This is a genomic window from Saccharothrix xinjiangensis, assembly GCF_039527585.1.
Lineage (GTDB): Bacteria > Actinomycetota > Actinomycetes > Mycobacteriales > Pseudonocardiaceae > Actinosynnema > Actinosynnema xinjiangensis.
This window is the reverse complement of the sequence record NZ_BAAAKE010000004.1, coordinates 351,666-369,296: the sequence shown is the minus strand read 5'-3', so window position 1 is coordinate 369,296 and position 17,631 is coordinate 351,666. Positions and strand designations below refer to the sequence as shown.

The following is a 17,631-nucleotide window of genomic DNA, read 5'->3' as shown; positions in this document are numbered from 1 at the left end:
GGGGCCGTCCCGCGCGCCGCGGGACGGCCCCACCCGGTTCAGCCGGTCAGGCCGATCCCGTCCACGACCCGCGTGGTGATCGAGCTGAAGCCGGTCACCGTGCCGGGCGCGACCCAGGGGTCGTGAGGCTGGGCGCCCGCGGTGGTGCGCTCGCCGATGAAGTCGCCGGTGGCCGGGTCGATGATCAGCTCGCGCCGCTGGTGCGGGCCGTCGATGCCGATGGCCACGCCGCTGCGGCCGTCCAGGTTGACGCCCTGCTCGAACGCGGTGACCCCGTCGAGCAGCGCCAGCGCCCGGTACCACTGGGCGCGCAGGTCGGCGGGCATGAGCCCGGTGCGCAGGACCTCCGCGCCCCAGTGGAACGCCGTGGTCGGCGCGGAACCCCGGTGCGAGGTGGCGTCGCGCAGGTACCGCACGATGGCCTGCGGGTCGCGCGGCAGGGCGGCGTAGAACTCGGGGTTGTCCCAGTCCGACGGGTCGCCGCACACCTTCTTCGGCAGCGAGTTCGGGAAGAAGTCGCCGCACGCGCCGCGCCGCTCGCCCGTGTCGACGTCGGTGACCTCGGGCTCGGCCGCCTCCGACCGCGGCATGCTGCCGCCGAGCCACTCCAGGCCCTCCAGCGGGGTGCGGCGCTCCATCCACTCCAGGTTCGTGTCGTGCGGGATCCACTTCTCGTGGCGCGACTCCCGCAGCCAGGTGTAGCCGGACGCGGGCGCGTCGGGCTGGTCCGCGGGGGTGGCGAACACCATGCCGACGGAGTTCCACTGGTGCGTGGCGATGTACCGGTACTGACCGGGTGCGAGCGGCTGGTCGGTGGCGGTGATCGCGTCGGCGGCGAGGTTCAGGTACTCCGGCGCGGACAGCAGCTCCACCTCGGGCGCGGACGTGGCGCTGGTGGCGTCGGGCGCCGCGATCCGCTGCTCCTGCGACCGGTTGTCGACCGCCAGCACGCCGGCGACGAGGGCGGCGGCCGCGGCCACCGCGACGGGTGCGTACCAGCGGCGGGAGCGCTTGGGCGGCGCGGTCTCGGCGGTGGCCGCCGCGAGGACGCGGGCGCGCACGGCGTCCAGGGACGCGTCCGAGGTGCGCGCCTCGCGGTGGAGCTGGTCGAGCGCGTCGTCGAGTTCACGCATCGTGGGTCTCCTCGGTGAGCAGGGCTTGGAGCTTGGCGCGGACCCGGTGCAGCCGGGAGCGGACGGTGCTGTCGTTCTCCCCGAGCGCGGCGGCGACCTCGGCGGGTGTCAGCCCGGCCCACGAGGTGAGCAGGAGCGCGTCGCGGTCCTCGTCGCGCAGGTCGGCGAGCGCGCGGGCCAGCACGGCGGCCTGCCGCTGGGCGTCGACGCGGGAGGCGACCAGGTGCCCGTGGTCGGGTTCGGGCTCGGGTCGGCCGACCACGCGGAGCGCCGCGCGGCGTCCCCTCGTCTCGCGCCGCACGTGCTCGCGCACCAGGTTGGTGGCGATCCCGTACAGCCAGCCCTTCACGGGCGCGAGCCCCGGGTCGTAGCTGTGCCGCCGCTTCAACGCCACCAGGAACGTCTCGGCGACCAGGTCGTCGGCCGCCGACTCGCCGACGCGGCCGGCCAGGTAGCCGCGCAGCTGCCGGGCGTGGGCGTCGAACAGCTCCGCGAACGCGGAGGTGACGTCGGGGCCGCGGAGGTCCGGCGGTTCGTCCAGTGCTGTGGTCACGTACCGGTTGGCCGCAGCGCACCGCGGCGTCCCCGTGACCTCGCTCACGCGGCTAGCGGCCTTCGAGGGCCTCGCGGACGGGCAGCATCTTGGCGTGCGCCTCGCGGACCTCGGTGTCCGGGTCCGAGCCGGCGACCAGGCCGCACCCGGCGTGCAGGCGGGCCGTGCGGCCGCTGATCCGCGCGCAGCGCAGCGCGATGCCCAGCTCGCCGTCGCCGTTGGCGTCGATCCAGCCGACGGGGCCCGCGTAGCGGCCGCGGTCGGAGCCCTCCAGCTCGCGGATGACCCTGGTCGCGGCGGCCCGGGGGGTGCCGCCGACCGCGGCCGTGGGGTGCAGGGCCGCGCCGAGCGCGAGCAGCGACGGCGTGCCGGCCAGCTCGCCGACCACGTCGCTGGACAGGTGCGACACGTTCGGCAGCCGCAGCACCGACGGGCCGTCGACCGACAGGGTCGAGCAGAACGGTCGCAGGGCCTCCACCAGCGACGTCACCGCGTACCCGTGCTCCTCGCGGTCCTTGCGCGACGACAGCAGCCCGTCGGCCAGCTCGTCGTCGGACGCGCCGTCGCGCGGCCACGTCGTGCCGGCCAGCACGCGCGAGTCGACCACGCGGCCGGTGCGGCGCAGCAGCAGCTCGGGGGTGGCGCCGACCAGGCCGTCCACGGCGTAGGCCCAGCACTGCGGGTACCGGCGGGCCAGGCCGCGCAGCACGAACCGGTGATCGATCTCCGCGTCCGCCACGGCCAGCAGGTCGTGCGCCAGCACGACCTTGTCCAGCTCGCCCGCGCGCATCCGCTCGACCGCCGCCCGCACCGCCTCGCGGTAGGCCGTGACGGACAGCTCGCCGTCGGCGTAGCGCACCTCGGAAGGCCCGCGCACGGGGGTGGTCTCGCGGGGCTCCGGGTCGCCGACGGTGGTCACCCAGGCGCGCCCGTCGCGCCTGCCCACCACGACCTCCGGAACCACCAGCACCGAGTGGCCGGGCCGGTCGTCGAACGCCATGCTCGCGAACGCCACCGGCCCGCTGCCCGGCACGCCCAGCTCGTCGTCCACGTCGAGGTCCGCGGTGAACCCGCGCCACCACCGGTCGGCGGCGGCGAACCGGTCCGGTCCCGACACCTCGAACCGCGCGGCCTCGCCCCAGCCGACCAGGCCGGACCCGCCGCGCACCCAGCTCAGCGCGCCGGTGGGCGAGGGCAGCCTGCCCAGCAGGTCGACGTCCGTGGCGGCCGCGGTGCGCACGCGCAGCCGCCGTCCGATCCGCGAGGCAGGAGCTGTGGTCACGCTCCCGAGGGTATGGACCGACGGCTGAGATGGGTCGCCGAGGCCGCCCTAGACTCCGTGCCTGTGGTGGACAACGCACTGCGGACGCGGGTCCGCCCGGCGGCCCGGCTCCTGGTTGGCCGGGCGTTGCCGGTGGTCGGCGCGCTGGTGACGCTGATCGCCCTGGTGCTGCTCACGTCGTGCCTGCGCGACGACTACCTGATCGAGCAGCGGCTGGGCAAGGCGACGGCCGAGGTGGTGTCGGTGTCGTTCCAGCGCACCGTGGTCCGCTTCGCCTCGGACGACGGCGCCGTGCACAGCCCGGAGCAGGGCGTGCTGTACCCGGAGGGCCTGGAGCCGGGTCAGCTGGTGCGCATCGAGTACGACACCGGCAACCCCGAGGTGGCGCGCGTCGCCGGGCGCACCGCCGTGCTCGCGCTGCTGCCGATCGGCACGTTCCTGCTCGCCGTGTGGGCGGTGCTGTTGCCGCTGGTCTGGTGGTCGCGCCGGAGGCGGTGACCGCGGCTTGTTACAGTCTTCCTCGGAATCGGCCTCCAGGTGTAACATCGGTGCATGGACCTGGAGGACCGGTTCGAGCGCACCGTGGCGGCCGAACAGCGCGTCGAGCCGCGTGACTGGATGCCCGAGGCCTACCGCAAGACGCTGATCAGGCAGATCGCGCAGCACGCGCACTCCGAGATCATCGGCATGCAGCCGGAGGGCAACTGGATCAGCCGCGCGCCGTCGCTGCGCCGCAAGGCGATCCTGCTGGCCAAGGTCCAGGACGAGGCCGGGCACGGCCTGTACCTGTACGCCGCGACCGAGACGCTGGGCGCCGACCGCGGCGACCTGACCGAGAAGCTGATCTCGGGCAGGCAGAAGTACTCCTCGATCTTCAACTACCCGACGCTGTCGTTCGCCGACGTCGGCGTGATCGGCTGGCTCGTCGACGGCGCGGCGATCTGCAACCAGGTCCCGCTGTGCCGCACCTCCTACGGGCCGTACGCGCGGGCCATGATCCGCATCTGCAAGGAGGAGTCCTTCCACCAGCGGCAGGGCTACGAGCTGCTGATGACGATGATGAGCGGTACCGACGCGCAGCGGGCCATGGTCCAGGAGTCCGTCGACCGCTGGTGGTGGCCGTCGCTGATGATGTTCGGCCCGCCCGACGCGGAGAGCTCGAACACCGAGCAGTCCATGAAGTGGCGGATCAAGCGCAACACCAACGACGAGCTCCGGCAGAAGTTCGTGGACATGACCGTGCCGCAGGCCGCGAAGCTGGGCGTCACGCTGCCCGACCCGGAGCTGCGGTGGAACCCCGGGCGCGGCCACCACGACTTCGGCCAGCCCGACTGGGACGAGTTCTGGCGCGTCGTCGGCGGCAACGGGCCGTCGAACGCGCAGCGCGTCGCGCACCGGCGCGCGGCGCACGAGGACGGCGAGTGGGTGCGCGCGGCGGCCGAGGCGTTCTCGGCCAAGCGCGCCGCCGCCGGGGGAGAAGGTGCCGTGGGCGTTGTCTCGGAAGGTGCGGCATGAGCTCGTCGTGGCCGTTGTGGGAGGTGTTCCTCCGAGGCAAGCGCGGGCTGAACCACGTGCACGTCGGGTCGCTGCACGCGCCGGACGCCGAGATGGCCCTGCGCAACGCGCGCGACGTCTACACGCGCCGCAACGAGGGCGTGTCGATCTGGGTGGTGCCCGCGGCGGCGATCACCGCGTCCTCGCCGGACGAGAAGGACCCGTTCTTCGAGCCCAACGGCGACAAGGTGTACCGGCACCCGACGTTCTACCCGATCCCAGAGGACGTGCCGCACCTGTGAGCGCCTACGACGGGTTGGTGGACCAGGAGGACGCGCACTGGGCGTTCGGGACGGGCTTCTCCGAGCCGCTGACCGGCGTCGACCGGGAGCTGCCGGAGGGCGTCGACCGCGCCGACCTGTCCGCGTACTGCCTGATGCTGGGCGACGACGCGCTGGTGCTGGCGCAGCGGCTGGCCGAGTGGACCTCGCGCGCGCCCGAGCTGGAGGAGGACGTGGCGCTGGCCAACATCGCGCTCGACCTGCTCGGCCAGGCCCGGATGCTGCTCACCAGGGCCGGCGAGGCCGAGGGCGCGGGCCGGGACGAGGACGCGCTGGCTTTCCTGCGCGAGGAGCGCGAGTTCCGCAACGTGCACCTGGCCGAGATCGAGTGCGGGCCGTTCGCGGGCGGCGACTTCGCCACCACGGTGGCGCGGCTGCTGGTGTTCTCGTCGTGGAAGCTCGCGCAGTACTCGCGGTTGCGCGGCGGCGCGGACCCGGTGCTGGCGGCGGTCGCCGAGAAGGGCGTGAAGGAGCTGGCCTACCACCGGGACCACGCGGCGCAGTGGGTCGTGCGGCTCGGCGACGGCACCGAGGAGTCGCACCGGCGGATGGCCGCCGGGCTGGCGCGGGTGTGGCCGCACCTGGAGGAGCTGTTCACCGCGCACCCCGTCGAGCTGCGGCTGGCGGGGGTGGCCGTCGACCCGGCCGAGCTGCGGTCCGAGGTGGACGGCGTGCTGGACGCGGTGCTGGCGGCGGCGCGGCTGGAGCGGCCCGTCGACGTGCCGCCCGCGGCGCGGGTCGGCGGGCGGGCCGGGCGCGACGGCGTGCACACCGAGGTGATGGGCTACCTGCTGGCCGAGATGCAGCACCTGCACCGGTCGCTGCCGGGCGCCCGGTGGTGAGCGCCGCGTACGAGGTGGCGGCCCGGGTGCGCGACCCGGAGCTGCCGGTGCTCACGCTGGCCGACCTGGGCGTGCTGCGGGACGTGACCGAGTCCGGCGGGCGGGTGTCGGTGACGATCACCCCCACCTACTCGGGGTGCCCCGCCCTGGACGAGATGGGCGCCGACCTGCGGCGCTCCCTGCTGGAGGCGGGGTTCGCCGAGGTGGAGGTGCGCACGTCGCTGTCACCGGCGTGGACCACCGACTGGATCAGCGAGGACGGCCTGCGGAAGCTGCGCGAGGCCGGCATCGCGCCGCCGTCCCGCCTGGGGCCGCGCGTCGCCGGGCCGGTGCCGCTGAACCTGGTGCCGCCGCCCCGGCGGGTGTCGTGCCCGCGTTGCGGGTCCGCGCGGACCGCCGAGCTGTCGCGCTTCGGTTCCACGGCGTGCAAGGCGCTGCGGCGGTGCGCCGACTGCGACGAGCCGTTCGAACACGTCAAGGAGATCTGATGCCGCAGTTCCACGAGCTGGCCGTGGCGTCGGTCGAGCGGCTGTGCGCGGACGCGGTCGCGGTGACCTTCGAGGTGCCCGACGAGCTGGCCGGCGACTTCGCGTTCAAGGCCGGGCAGCACGTGACCCTCCGCGACGGCGACGAGCGGCGGTCGTACTCGATCTGCGCGCCGGTCGGCGCGCCGCTGCGCATCGGCGTGCGCCGGGTCGACCGGGGGCTGTTCTCGTCGCTGCTGGTGGACCGGGCCCGGCCCGGCGACGTGCTGGAGGTGTCCCCGCCGACCGGGAACTTCACGCCGGCGGGCGGCGCGCACCACGGGCTGGTGGTCGCCGGTTCGGGCATCACGCCCGCGCTGTCCATCGCCGCCACCGAGCTGGCCGCCGGGGCGAGGGTGACCCTGCTCTACGGCAACCGGCGCGCGGACACGGTGATGTTCGCCGAGGAGCTGGCGGACCTGAAGGACCGCCACCCGACGCGGTTCCAGCTGGTGCACGTGCTGTCGCGGGAGCCGCGGGACGTGGAGCTGTTCTCCGGGCGGCTGGACGCGGCGAAGCTGCGGGCGCTGCTGTCGTCGGTGGTGCCGTGGGCGGACGTGGACCAGTGGTGGCTGTGCGGGCCGCACGGGGTGGTGCGGGACGCGCGCGAGGTGCTGACGTCGCTGGGCGTGGCGCCGGAGGCGGTGCACCACGAGCTGTTCTACGTCGACGAACCGCCGCCCGAGCCTCGCCGCCCGACGTCCTCGCCGGACGCGGTGGCGACGGCGACCGTGGTGCTGGACGGCCGGGAGACCGCCGTGCCGCTGCCCGCCGGCACGCCGATCCTGGACGCGGCGCAGCGCGTGCGCTCCGACCTGCCGTTCGCGTGCAAGGGCGGGGTGTGCGGCACGTGCCGGGCGCGGGTGGTGTCCGGCGCGGCGGAGATGCGGCGGAACTACGCGCTGGAGCCGCACGAGGTGGCGGCGGGCTTCGTGCTGACGTGCCAGGCGGTGGCGGTGACCTCGGAGATCACGGTCGATTTCGACGCCTGATCTGGCACATTGGGACCATGGGACGTTCGGCGCTCTGGGGATTGCTCATCGGTTGGGCGCTGATGGTGGTGCTGCTCACCGCGGGCATCACGATGTCGGACGCCGACGGCGTGTCCACCGGCGAGGTGATGGGCACGTTCATCGGGTCGATGATCGTCGGCGCGCCGCTGGGCGCGCTGCCGGGCACCCTGATCGGCGTGCTGGTCGGCGCGGCCCGCCGCCGCCCGCGGCCCGTGCCGCCGCCACCGTTCCCGGCGCACCTGCCGCCTCCGCCGCCTCCGCCGAACGACCGCTGGGCGGCGATGGTGTCGCGGTGCGAGCTGTCGGTGCGGCGGGTCGCGGCCGCGGTGGCGACGGTGCCGCCGTCACCGGCGCGGGACTGGCTGGAGCGGATCGCCGCGCAGTTCGGCGGCGAGCTGGGGGACGTGCGGCGGATCGCCGAGCTGGGGCGGGCGCTGGGCGCCGACCAGCAGCACCCCGTGGCGCACCGGATGTCGGCGGCGGTGCGCGACTTCACGGCGTTCGAGGACGAGGTGGGGCGGGTGGCGCTCCAGATGTTCAACCAGCCGTCGCTGGAGCGGGCGCGGGTGCACCTGGAGGTGCTGGAGCAGCAGTTGCCGCACCTGGGCAACGATTAGGCCGAATGACGCGACGGGTTGGTCCTTTGAGACCATCCCGTCATGTGGCACGCCAAACGGCCTAACGGCTCATCGACGACTGCCACCACCCCAGCACCTCTTCGGCCACCTCGGGCATGGCCACCAGCAGCCCGTCCACCGGCAGCGACGCGTCCTCGCCCCTCCGGTCCAGCACCACCGCGCCCGACTCGACCGCCAGCGCCACCGCGCCCGCCACGTCCCACTCGTGGTAGCTGTGCAGCACCGCCGCCGCCGCGTGGCCCAGCGCCACCTGCGCCACCGCCAGCGCCTTCGACCCCAGCACCCGGACCCCCGTGCCGGCCACCGCCGCCCGCGAGATGAACTCGCCCATCCCCGGCCACGGTCCCGTCCGCGTCATCTCCGTGCACACGATCGAGCTCACCGCCTGGTCGCCCAGCTTCACCGGCGTCCCGTTGGCCCGCATCCCCCGCCCGCGCGCCGCCGCGTAGATCTGCGCCCGGTACGGGTCCGCCACGACGCCGACGACCGGCCCCCACCGGTCCACCAGCGCCAGGCTGTAGGCGCACCACGGCACGCCCGCCACGTAGTTGGCCGTGCCGTCCACCGGGTCCACCACCCAGCGGTACTCGACGTCGCTCGCCACGTCCTCGTCGGAGTCCTCGCAGAACACCGGGATGTGCGGGAACTCGGCGGTCAGCACGCGCCTGGTGTGCCGCTCCAGGGTCCGGTCGGTGTCGGTCACCCAGTCGAACGGCGAGGCGTCGTCCTCGGGCCTGGCGCCCCGGCCCGCCGTCGCCATGATGACGTCCGACGCGTCGTTGGCGAGGCGGCCCGCTATCTCCAGCGCGATCGACACCAGGCCGGGATCGACTGGCTGAGCGGGACGCGACGACAAGACGGTCATGCCGACCTAGTGTGACCGCACGGAGTGACCGCGACGCGTACAGCAGGTGAAGTGAGGGCCAACGTCAAGCGCGACGCGAGGAGTTCGACGGCCGTTCGCGGAGGTGTCACGCCGTCGTGTCCTTCGCACCGCAGGGTGAGCGCCGTGCGCGTGGCGATCATCACGGAAAGTTTCCTGCCCCAGGTCAACGGGGTCACCAACTCCGTCCTGCGGGTCCTGGAGCACCTGACCTCGCGTGGCCACCGGGCCCTGGTGGTGGCTCCCGGCGCGGGCGCCGACCACCACGGCGGCACGCCGGTCGTCCGCGTCCCGGCGGTGGACCTGCCGCGGTTGAGCTCGCTGCCGGTCGGCGTGCCCACGCGCCGGGTGCTGACCGCGCTCCACGACTTCCGGCCGGACGTCGTGCACCTGGCCAGCCCGTTCGTCATGGGCGCGCGCGGCCTGTCGGCGGCGCGCAGGCTGGGCGTGCCGGTGGTCGCGGTCTACCAGACCGACGTCGCCGGGTTCGCCGCCCACTACGGGCTCGGCCTGACCGCGCGCGCCGCGTGGCGGTGGACGCGCCGGCTGCACGCCCAGGCCGACCGCACGCTGGCGCCGTCCAGCTGGGCGGTGGAGGCGCTGGAGGGGCACGGCGTGCCGCGCGTGCACCGCTGGGGGCGCGGGGTGGACGTCGAGCTGTTCCACCCGGCCCGCCGGGACGACGCGCTGCGCGCCGAGCTGGCCCCGGGCGGTGAGCTGCTGGTCGGCTACGTCGGCAGGCTGTCGCCGGAGAAGCGGGTCGACCGGCTCGCGGCGCTGCGGGGCCTGCCCGGCGTGCGGCTGGTGGTCGTCGGAGACGGGCCGGAGGAGGAGCGGCTGCGCCGGGACCTGCCCGGGGCGGCGTTCCTCGGGTTCCGCCGCGGCGCGGACCTGGCGGCCGCCTACGCGAGCCTGGACGTGTTCGTGCACACGGGACCGCACGAGACGTTCTGCCAGGCCGTGCAGGAGGCGCTGGCCAGCGGCGTGCCGGTGGTCGCGCCGAACGCGGGCGGGCCGCGCGACCTGGTGCGGCCCGACACCGGCTACCTGGTCGACACCGACGACGACCTGCGGCGCGCGGTGGAGGAGCTGCGGGACCCGCTCCGCCGCCGCCGGTACGGGCAGGCGGCCCGGCGGTGGGTGCGCGGGCGGACGTGGGCGGCGGTGTGCGACGAGCTGCTGGACCACTACGCGGCCGTGCTGGGCGTGCCGGAGCGGCGCGCGGCATGAGGATCGCGCAGCTGGCCAACTTCTACGGCCCGCGCTCCGGCGGCCTGCGCACCGCCCTGCACCACCTCGGCGCCGGTTACGCGGGGCGCGGCCACGAGGTCGTGCTGGTCGTGCCGGGTGGCGCGCACGCCGACGAGCGGCTCGCGCCGGGCGTCCGCCGCGTCACGCTGCCCGCGCCGCGCATCCCCGGCGCCGGCGGCTACCGCGCCGTCGACCCGTGGCGGGTGCGCGCGCTGCTGGACCGCCTGCGGCCCGACCGGCTGGAGGTGTCGGACCGGGTGACGCTGCGCGGCATGGGCCGGTGGGCGGCGGCGCGCGGCGTGCCGAGCGCGGTGATCTCGCACGAGCGGCTGGACCGGCTGCTGGAGCAGTTCCTGCTGCCGGGTCCGCTGGCGCGGTGGGGCGCGGACCGGGCGAACGCGCGGATGGCCGCCTCGTACGACACGGTGGTGTGCACGACGGGGTTCGCGCGGGAGGAGTTCGACCGGATCGGCGCGCGCAACGTGGTCCGCGTGCCGCTGGGCGTGGACCTGGGCACGTTCACCCCGGCCCGCCGCGACCGCTCGGTGCGGGCGGACCTGGCGCGCGGCGCCGACGCGCTGCTCGTGCACTGCGGCCGGCTGTCGCCGGAGAAGCACGTGGAGCGCAGCGTCGACACCGCCGCCGAACTGCACGCCGCGGGCCACCGCGTGCGGCTGGTCGTCGCCGGTGACGGGCCGCGCCGCGAGGCCCTGGAACGCCGTGCCGCGGGCCTGCCCGTCACGTTCCTGGGCTTCGTCGACCGGCGCGACGCCGTGGCCGACCTCCTCGCCGCGGCCGACGTCTGCCTGGCGCCCGGCCCGCACGAGACCTTCGGCCTGGCCGCGCTGGAGTCCCTGGCCTCGGGGACCCCGGTCGTCGTCTCGGCGTCGAGCGCGCTGCGCGAGATCGTGCGGCCAGGCTGCGGCGCGGCCGTGGCGGACCACGCCCCGGCGTTCGCGGGCGCGGTGAGCAGCCTCCTCGACCACCCCGAGCCGACCCGCCGGTCGGCCGCCCGCGCCCGTGCCGAGCAGTACCCGTGGCGAGCCGCCGTGGACGGCATGCTGACCGCCCTGCGCCTGCCCACCTGAGCTGCCGCGCGCCTGCCCACGACCCGCCGCGCGCCTCCCGGCCTTGCCCCGCCCGTGCCTTCCCGCCTTGCCCGCGCCTCCCCTCGCCCGACCCGCCCCGCGCCTCCCCACCCCACGCGAACGTGGAACTCGGGGGTCCTGAGTGTTCGACTCGCGATGTTCGAGTGGAGGACACGCGGTGTCCGAGTGGAGGACACGCGGGGGTCGGGTGGGCGCGGGTGCTGGTGGGGTGGGGGTCGCCTAGGCTTTTGCCATGTCGCGCGCAGGTTTGGACAAGGACCCTCGCGAGGTCGCCGAGATGTTCGACGGCGTGGCCGAGGGCTACGACCGGACGAACTCGGTCATGACGCTCGGGTTCGACCGGCGCTGGCGGGAGTGGAGCAGGCGCGTGCTGGACGCCCGGTCGGGCGAGAAGGTGCTCGACCTCGCGGCCGGGACGGCGGTGTCCACCGTCGAGTACGCGGCGTCCGGCGCCTGGTGCGTGGCGGCCGACTTCTCGCTGGGGATGCTGCTGGGCGGCGCGCACCGGCCGGTGCCGAAGGTGGCCGCCGACGCGCTGCGCCTGCCGTTCGCCGACGGCTCGTTCGACGCGGTCACGGTGTCCTTCGGGCTGCGCAACTTCAACGACACCGAGGCCGCGCTGCGCGAGATGTGCCGGGTGGTGCGACCCGGCGGCCGGCTGGTGGTCTGCGAGGTGTCCACGCCGACGTTCCGGCCGTTCCGGTTCGTCTACATGCGGTACCTGCTCAAGGTCCTGCCGCTCGTCGCGCGCTTCGTCTCCTCCAACCCCGACGCCTACCAGTACCTGGCCGAGTCCATGCGCACCTGGCCCGACCAGCGCTCATTGGCCCAGGTCGTGGCCCGCGCCGGGTGGGAGGACGTGGCCTGGATGAACCTCACCGGCGGCGTGGTGGCGCTGCACAAGGGCACCAAGCCCGTCTCGTGAAGAAGCCCTCAGGAACTCGCAAGTAGACTCGGCCCCGACTTTGTGAACACAGGCACAAGGAGCGGGGATGACGACTCCCAGCCGCCGCAGGGCAGGCGAGGACGCCGACGTGATCGTGGTCGGCGCGGGCCCGGCGGGCTCGACCGCGGCTGCCTACTTGGCACGGGCCGGCCTGGACGTGCTGCTGCTGGAGAAGAGCTCCTTCCCCCGCGAGAAGGTCTGCGGCGACGGCCTGACCCCGCGCGGCGTGAAGCAGCTGATCGACCTGGGGATCGACACCCGCGAGGAGGCGGGCTGGCTGCACAACCGCGGCCTGCGCGTGGTCGGCGGCGGTGTCCGGCTCGAACTGGACTGGCCCGAGCTGGCCACGTTCCCGCCCTACGGCGTGGTCCGGCCCCGCCAGGACTTCGACGAGATGCTGGCCAGGACCGCGGTCCAGGCGGGCGCGCGGCTGCACGAGCAGACCAACGTCACCGGCGCGGTCGTCGAGAACGGCCGCGTGGTCGGCGTCAGCGCCAAGCAGGGGCCCGGCAAGGAGCCGGTCGAGTTCCGGGCGCAGCTGGTGCTGGGCTGCGACGGCGTGTCGGCCCGCCTCGCGCTGTCGGTGGGCATCCAGAAGGACGACGCCAAGCCGATGGGCGTGGCGGTCCGCCGCTACTACGCCAGCCCCCGCACCAAGGACGACTACCTGGAGTCGCACCTGGAGCTGTGGGACCGCCAGAACGACGTGCTGCTGCCCGGCTACGGCTGGATCTTCGGCATGGGCGACGGCACGGTGAACGTCGGTCTGGGCATCCTCAGCACCTCCAAGGCGTACGGCACGACCGACTACCGGGCGTTGCTGAAGAGCTGGCTCGACGGGACCCCGGAGGAGTGGGGCTTCCGCGAGGAGAACGCCACCAGCCGCATCGGCGGCGCGGCCCTGCCGATGGGTCTCAACAGGAAGCCCCACTACCGAGACGGGTTGCTCCTTGTGGGTGACGCCGGTGGCATGGTGAACCCGTTCAACGGGGAGGGCATCGGTTACGCCATGGAGTCGGCCCGGATCGCCGCCGAGAGCGTGGTGCAGGCCCTGGCCCGCACCGGCACGAGCCGCGAACGCGCACTCCACGGCTACCCCGTGCGCATCGAGCAGGCCCTGGGCAGCTACTACCGGCTCGGCAACGTCTTCAGCAGGTTGATCGGCAACCCCACCGTCATGCGGACCGCCACCAAGTACGGCCTGCCGCGCAAGACGCTGATGAAACTGGTGCTCAAGCTGCTCGCGGGCCTGTACGACCCCAAGGACGGCGACTCCTTCGACCGTCTCATCACGGCCGCCACGAAGCTCGCTCCAACGGCCTAGTGCGCCTCACCTGAACGGCTCAGCGCCGTCCTTCGGGACGGCGCTGTTTCGTATTCGGTGTGCCCCCGTTCACGCCTGACCCTCCCCACTGTTGACGTGCGCCTCGTAAGGCCAGGTCAGAGCGGTTCAGGGGGTGTGTGTCACGCCTCTGTGTGACGTTCTACACTGGCCCTCAGGTCTTGTGAATCAGTTCACAACCGGCTGTGATGCCTTGTGAAGTGTTTCACAAGCGACCTGCGGATTGTTAGGCATGCCTAACTCCCGGAGGGTGCAAGAACACCCCTTAGGGTGCGCAACGGTCGGCGGTGCACCACCACCGCGACAGCGAGGAAAGGACGACGGAGAGTGCTGGACCCTTACCTCCCCCTCGTATTGATGTTCGCCCTCGCCGCGGCCTTCGCGCTGTTCTCGGTGACGGCCGCCCCGTACATCGGACCCCGCCGCTACAACCGCGCGAAGCTCGACGCGTACGAGTGCGGCATCGAACCGTCGCCGCAACCCGTGGTCGGCGGCGGCCGCATGCCGGTCGCCTACTACCTCACGGCGATGCTGTTCATCCTGTTCGACATCGAAATGGTCTTCCTCTACCCGTTCGCGGTCTCCGCGGACCGGCTCGGCCTGTTCGGCCTGGTGGAGATCGTGCTGTTCGTCGCCACGGTCGGCTTCGCGTACGCCTACGTCTGGCGTCGCGGCGGCCTCGACTGGAACTGAGGGGGAAGACCATGGGTCTCGAAGAGAAGCTCCCGAACGGCATCCTGCTGGCCAGCGTCGAGAAGCTGGTCAACTGGACCCGCAAGTCCTCGCTGTGGCCCGCCACGTTCGGCCTGGCCTGCTGCGCCATCGAGATGATGACCACCGGCGGTCCGCGTTACGACCTCGCGCGCTTCGGCATGGAGGTCTTCCGCGCCTCGCCCCGCCAGGCCGACCTGATGATCGTGGCCGGCCGGGTCACCAACAAGATGGCCCCGGTGCTGCGCCAGATCTACGACCAGATGCCGGAGCCCCGCTGGGTGCTGGCCATGGGCGTGTGCGCCTCCTCCGGCGGCATGTTCAACAACTACGCGGTCGTGCAGGGCGTGGACCACGTCGTGCCGGTCGACATGTACCTGCCGGGCTGCCCGCCGCGGCCGGAGATGCTGATCGACGCGATCCTCAAGATCCACGCGAAGATCATGGACGAGCCGCTGGGGCCGGCCAGGGCCGCGCTGCTGGCCGAGCAGGGCCACAGCACCGACCTGATCCCGTCCTCCCAGCGCTTTGCGAAGAAGTGAGCGGCAATGGCTGACGAGAACAAGCCGGCGGACGCCAACACCGCGGCCGAGGTCGAGAAGACCCCCGGCGCGGGCACCCCGAGCAACGCCGACCCCCAGGAGTCCGACTCCGAGGCGCTCAGCTCCGCGAGCATGAGCGAGGCCGAGCACGAGGAGCACCTGGGTCGCGGCGGCGTCGTGGCCGGCCGCGCCCGCCAGGGCATGTTCGGCATCTCCGGTTCCGGCGACACCTCCGGCTTCGGCGGCCTGCGGCTGCCCGCCCACGTCGCCGCGCCGTCCGAGCGGCCCTACGGCGGCTGGTTCGACGAGGTCGCCGACGAGCTGCTGGCCGCGCTCCGGGAGCGCGGGCTGCCCGCCGACACCGTCCAGCAGATCACCGTCGACCGCGGCGAGATCACCTTCTACCTGCGCCGGGAGAACCTGGTCGAGGTGGCGCGCGTCCTGCGCGACGACCCGGCGCTGCGCTTCGAGCTGTGCAGCTCGGTGTCCGGTGTGGACTACGGCGTGGACGCGCCGCAGCGGCTGCACTCGGTCTACCACCTCACGTCGATGACCTACCGCCGCCGCATCCGGCTGGAGGTCGCGGTCGACGTGGACGACGCGCACATCCCCAGCGTCGTGTCGGTCTACCCGACCGCCGACTGGCAGGAGCGCGAGGCCTGGGACATGTTCGGCATCGTCTACGACGGCCACCCGGGGTTGACCCGGATCCTCATGCCGGACGACTGGGACGGCCACCCGCAGCGCAAGGACTACCCGCTCGGCGGCATCCCGGTGGAGTACAAGGGCGCGGAGATCCCCCCGCCAGACCAGAGGCGGTCCTACTCATGACTGAACGGCTTTCCGACGTCACGACCGGCACCGACACCAGCGCCGAGGGCCGTGACAGCGACTCGTACGAGGCCAACCGCACCACGTCGAACCCCGACGCCTACGCGGGCGCCCGGGAGACCACCGAGGGCACCGTCTACACGGTGACCGGCGGCGACTGGGACGAGGTGCTGGCCGAGGCCGCGGGCGACGAGCGCGTCGTCATGAACCTGGGTCCGCAGCACCCGTCCACGCACGGCGTGCTGCGCCTGGTGCTGGAGCTGGAGGGCGAGACCGTCACCCAGGCCCGCAGCGTCATCGGCTACCTGCACACCGGCATCGAGAAGAACTGCGAGTACCGGAACTGGACCCAGGGCGTCACGTTCGTGACGCGCATGGACTACCTGGCGCCGCTGCACAACGAGGCCGCGTACTGCCTGGCCGTGGAGAAGCTGCTCGGCATCACCGCGCCGCAGCGCGCCCAGGTCGCCCGCGTGGTCCTCATGGAGCTGAACCGGATCTCCTCGCACCTGGTGGCGCTGGCCACCGGCGGCATGGAGCTGGGCGCGCTGACCGGCATGACCGCGGGCTTCCGGGAGCGCGAGGAGGTCCTGCACCTGCTGGAGTTCCTCACCGGCCTGCGGATGAACCACGCGTTCATCCGGCCCGGCGGGCTCGCGCAGGACTTCCCCGAGGGCGCGGTGCCGCGCATCAAGGAGTTCATCGAGGTGATGGACTCCCGCCTGCCCGACTACGACAAGCTGCTCACCGGCCAGCCGATCTGGCGCAACCGCCTGGCGGGCGTCGGCTACCTGCCCGTGGACGCGTGCCTCGCGCTGGGCATCACCGGCCCGATCCTGCGCTCCGCCGGCCTGCCGTGGGACCTGCGCAAGGTCGACCCCTACTCGGGCTACGAGAACTACGAGTTCGACGTGCCCACGTCGACCGCGGCCGACTCCTTCGCCCGCTACCGGCTGCGCGTCGAGGAGATGCACCAGTCGCTGCGGATCATCCGCCAGGCCGTGGACAACCTGCCCGCCGGCCCGGTCATGGTCGAGGACGCCAAGGTCGCCTGGCCCGCCCAGCTGACCATCGGCGCGGACGGCATGGGCAACTCCCTGGAGCACGTCCGCAAGATCATGGGCCAGTCCATGGAGTCCCTGATCCACCACTTCAAGCTGGTGACCGAGGGCTTCGCGGTGCCGCCGGGCCAGGTCTACGTGCCGATCGAGTCGCCGCGCGGCGAGCTGGGCTACCACCTCGTCTCCGACGGCGGCACCCGGCCGATGCGCGTGCACGTGCGCGAACCCAGCTTCGTGAACCTCCAGTCGATGCCCGCGATGTGCGAGGGCGGCATGGTCGCCGACGTCATCGCGTCGGTGGCCTCTATCGACCCGGTGATGGGTGGTTGTGACCGATGAGCACTTCCGAAGAGGTCTACGCGGCCTCCCCGCTGGACCCGGTGGCGACGCAGCGCCTGGTCGACGAGAACCAGGTCGACACCAGCGCGTTCGACCACGTCGTGGACAAGGCGCGGGCGCTCGTCGCCCGCTACCCGGTGGCGCGCTCGGCGCTGCTGCCGATGCTGCACCTGGTGCAGTCGGTCGAGGGCCACGTCAGCCAGGCGGGCATCACCTTCTGCGCCGACCAGCTCGACCTGACCAACGCCGAGGTCAGCGCGGTCGCGACGTTCTACACCATGTACAAGCGCCGCCCGTGCGGCGAGCACCTGGTGAGCGTCTGCACCAACACGCTGTGCGCGGCGCTCGGCGGTGACGCCATCTACGCGGAGCTGCGCGAGCACCTGGGCAGCGACGGCCGGCCGCTGGGCCACGAGGAGACCTCGGGCGAGCCGGGCGCGCCGGGCTCGATCACGCTGGAGCACGCCGAGTGCCTGGCGGCGTGCGACCTCGGCCCGGTGCTCCAGGTCAACTACGAGTACTTCGACAACCAGACGCCGGAGAAGGCGCTGGAGGTGGTGAAGTCGCTCCAGGCGGGGGACAAGCCGCACCCCACGCGCGGCGCGCCGCTGACCGACTTCCGCCAGGCCGAGCTCCAGCTGGCCGGGTTCTTCGAGGGCCGGGACGCGGACCTGGACGGCCCGTCCGCCGCCCCGGAGACGGTGCGCGGGGCCAAGATCGCCGCCGAGCGCGGGTGGACCGCACCGGCGATGCCGGAGCACGCGGAGTTCCCGCCGCTGCCGGAGAAGAAGTAGGA

General features: G+C 73.4%; 20 protein-coding genes. 16 read left to right on the top strand and 4 right to left on the bottom strand.

Annotated elements, in window-relative coordinates; translation table 11 throughout:
* Positions 1 to 38 precede the first annotated feature (38 nt).
* The 3 genes from ABD223_RS12340 to ABD223_RS12330 are packed head-to-tail and all read right to left on the bottom strand — an operon-like array spanning position 39 to position 2,968.
* A complete protein-coding gene (locus ABD223_RS12340) occupies positions 39 to 1,133 on the bottom strand; it encodes a CU044_5270 family protein (RefSeq protein WP_344036228.1) in 1,095 nt (364 codons plus the stop codon).
* Positions 1,126 to 1,734, bottom strand: coding sequence for an RNA polymerase sigma factor (locus ABD223_RS12335; protein WP_344036227.1), 609 nt, complete (start codon positions 1,732 to 1,734; stop codon positions 1,126 to 1,128). The genes ABD223_RS12340 and ABD223_RS12335 overlap by 8 nt, the downstream gene beginning before the upstream one ends.
* Before the next feature lie 4 nt (positions 1,735 to 1,738).
* Positions 1,739 to 2,968: an isochorismate synthase gene (locus tag ABD223_RS12330; RefSeq protein WP_344036225.1), complete on the bottom strand. Its 1,230-nt coding sequence runs from the start codon at positions 2,966 to 2,968 to the stop codon at positions 1,739 to 1,741.
* Positions 2,969 to 3,031: 63 nt separating this feature from the next.
* Here ABD223_RS12330 and ABD223_RS12325 point away from each other — a divergent pair, with 63 nt between their 5' ends.
* From ABD223_RS12325 to ABD223_RS12295, 7 genes are read left to right on the top strand one after another with little or no spacing between them, the layout of a single operon-like run.
* Positions 3,032 to 3,466 (top strand): DUF3592 domain-containing protein, encoded by a 435-nt coding sequence (locus ABD223_RS12325; protein ID WP_344036224.1) that lies wholly within the window; start codon positions 3,032 to 3,034, stop codon positions 3,464 to 3,466.
* Between the two features lie 54 nt (positions 3,467 to 3,520).
* Positions 3,521 to 4,483: a 1,2-phenylacetyl-CoA epoxidase subunit PaaA gene (gene paaA / locus ABD223_RS12320; RefSeq protein WP_344036223.1), complete on the top strand. Its 963-nt coding sequence runs from the start codon at positions 3,521 to 3,523 to the stop codon at positions 4,481 to 4,483.
* On the top strand, positions 4,480 to 4,764 hold the full coding sequence (paaB, locus tag ABD223_RS12315; protein ID WP_344036222.1) for a 1,2-phenylacetyl-CoA epoxidase subunit PaaB: 285 nt from the start codon (positions 4,480 to 4,482) through the stop codon (positions 4,762 to 4,764). The genes paaA and paaB overlap by 4 nt, the downstream gene beginning before the upstream one ends.
* A complete protein-coding gene (gene paaC, locus ABD223_RS12310) occupies positions 4,761 to 5,645 on the top strand; it encodes a 1,2-phenylacetyl-CoA epoxidase subunit PaaC (protein ID WP_344036221.1) in 885 nt (294 codons plus the stop codon). Before paaB ends, paaC begins: the two co-directional genes overlap by 4 nt.
* Positions 5,642 to 6,133, top strand: coding sequence for a 1,2-phenylacetyl-CoA epoxidase subunit PaaD (gene paaD / locus ABD223_RS12305; protein ID WP_344036220.1), 492 nt, complete (start codon positions 5,642 to 5,644; stop codon positions 6,131 to 6,133). The genes paaC and paaD overlap by 4 nt, the downstream gene beginning before the upstream one ends.
* Positions 6,133 to 7,161 (top strand): 1,2-phenylacetyl-CoA epoxidase subunit PaaE, encoded by a 1,029-nt coding sequence (paaE, locus tag ABD223_RS12300; protein ID WP_344036219.1) that lies wholly within the window; start codon positions 6,133 to 6,135, stop codon positions 7,159 to 7,161. Before paaD ends, paaE begins: the two co-directional genes overlap by 1 nt.
* Before the next feature lie 17 nt (positions 7,162 to 7,178).
* A complete protein-coding gene (locus ABD223_RS12295; RefSeq protein ID WP_344036218.1) occupies positions 7,179 to 7,799 on the top strand; it encodes a hypothetical protein in 621 nt (206 codons plus the stop codon).
* A gap of 61 nt (positions 7,800 to 7,860) precedes the next feature.
* On the opposite strand, the gene ABD223_RS12290 is transcribed toward ABD223_RS12295, so the two are convergent.
* Positions 7,861 to 8,685 (bottom strand): inositol monophosphatase family protein, encoded by an 825-nt coding sequence (locus ABD223_RS12290; protein WP_344036217.1) that lies wholly within the window; start codon positions 8,683 to 8,685, stop codon positions 7,861 to 7,863.
* A 144-nt stretch (positions 8,686 to 8,829) separates the two neighbouring features.
* On the opposite strand from ABD223_RS12290, the gene ABD223_RS12285 reads away from it, so the two are divergent.
* The 9 genes from ABD223_RS12285 (at position 8,830) to nuoE (ending at position 17,629) form a co-directional block, all read left to right on the top strand.
* Positions 8,830 to 9,933, top strand: coding sequence for a glycosyltransferase family 4 protein (locus tag ABD223_RS12285; protein ID WP_344036216.1), 1,104 nt, complete (start codon positions 8,830 to 8,832; stop codon positions 9,931 to 9,933).
* On the top strand, positions 9,930 to 11,042 hold the full coding sequence (locus ABD223_RS12280; RefSeq protein ID WP_344036215.1) for a glycosyltransferase: 1,113 nt from the start codon (positions 9,930 to 9,932) through the stop codon (positions 11,040 to 11,042). Before ABD223_RS12285 ends, ABD223_RS12280 begins: the two co-directional genes overlap by 4 nt.
* A gap of 253 nt (positions 11,043 to 11,295) precedes the next feature.
* Entirely contained in the window at positions 11,296 to 11,988 is a 693-nt protein-coding gene (locus tag ABD223_RS12275; protein ID WP_344036214.1) for a demethylmenaquinone methyltransferase, read from the top strand.
* Between the two features lie 67 nt (positions 11,989 to 12,055).
* Entirely contained in the window at positions 12,056 to 13,333 is a 1,278-nt protein-coding gene (locus tag ABD223_RS12270; protein WP_344036213.1) for a geranylgeranyl reductase family protein, read from the top strand.
* A gap of 345 nt (positions 13,334 to 13,678) precedes the next feature.
* Entirely contained in the window at positions 13,679 to 14,044 is a 366-nt protein-coding gene (locus ABD223_RS12265; RefSeq protein ID WP_344036212.1) for an NADH-quinone oxidoreductase subunit A, read from the top strand.
* A gap of 11 nt (positions 14,045 to 14,055) precedes the next feature.
* Positions 14,056 to 14,604 carry a NuoB/complex I 20 kDa subunit family protein gene (locus tag ABD223_RS12260; protein ID WP_344036211.1) on the top strand — a complete coding sequence of 183 codons (549 nt, stop codon included), beginning with the start codon at positions 14,056 to 14,058 and terminating at the stop codon, positions 14,602 to 14,604.
* Positions 14,605 to 14,736: 132 nt separating this feature from the next.
* Entirely contained in the window at positions 14,737 to 15,435 is a 699-nt protein-coding gene (locus ABD223_RS12255) for an NADH-quinone oxidoreductase subunit C (protein ID WP_344036396.1), read from the top strand.
* The gene (locus ABD223_RS12250; RefSeq protein WP_344036210.1) at positions 15,432 to 16,835 is read left to right on the top strand and encodes an NADH-quinone oxidoreductase subunit D; all 1,404 of its coding nucleotides are present in this window, start codon (positions 15,432 to 15,434) and stop codon (positions 16,833 to 16,835) included. The genes ABD223_RS12255 and ABD223_RS12250 overlap by 4 nt, the downstream gene beginning before the upstream one ends.
* Entirely contained in the window at positions 16,832 to 17,629 is a 798-nt protein-coding gene (gene nuoE / locus ABD223_RS12245) for an NADH-quinone oxidoreductase subunit NuoE (protein WP_344036209.1), read from the top strand. Before ABD223_RS12250 ends, nuoE begins: the two co-directional genes overlap by 4 nt.
* The last annotated feature ends 2 nt before the right edge of the window (positions 17,630 to 17,631 follow it).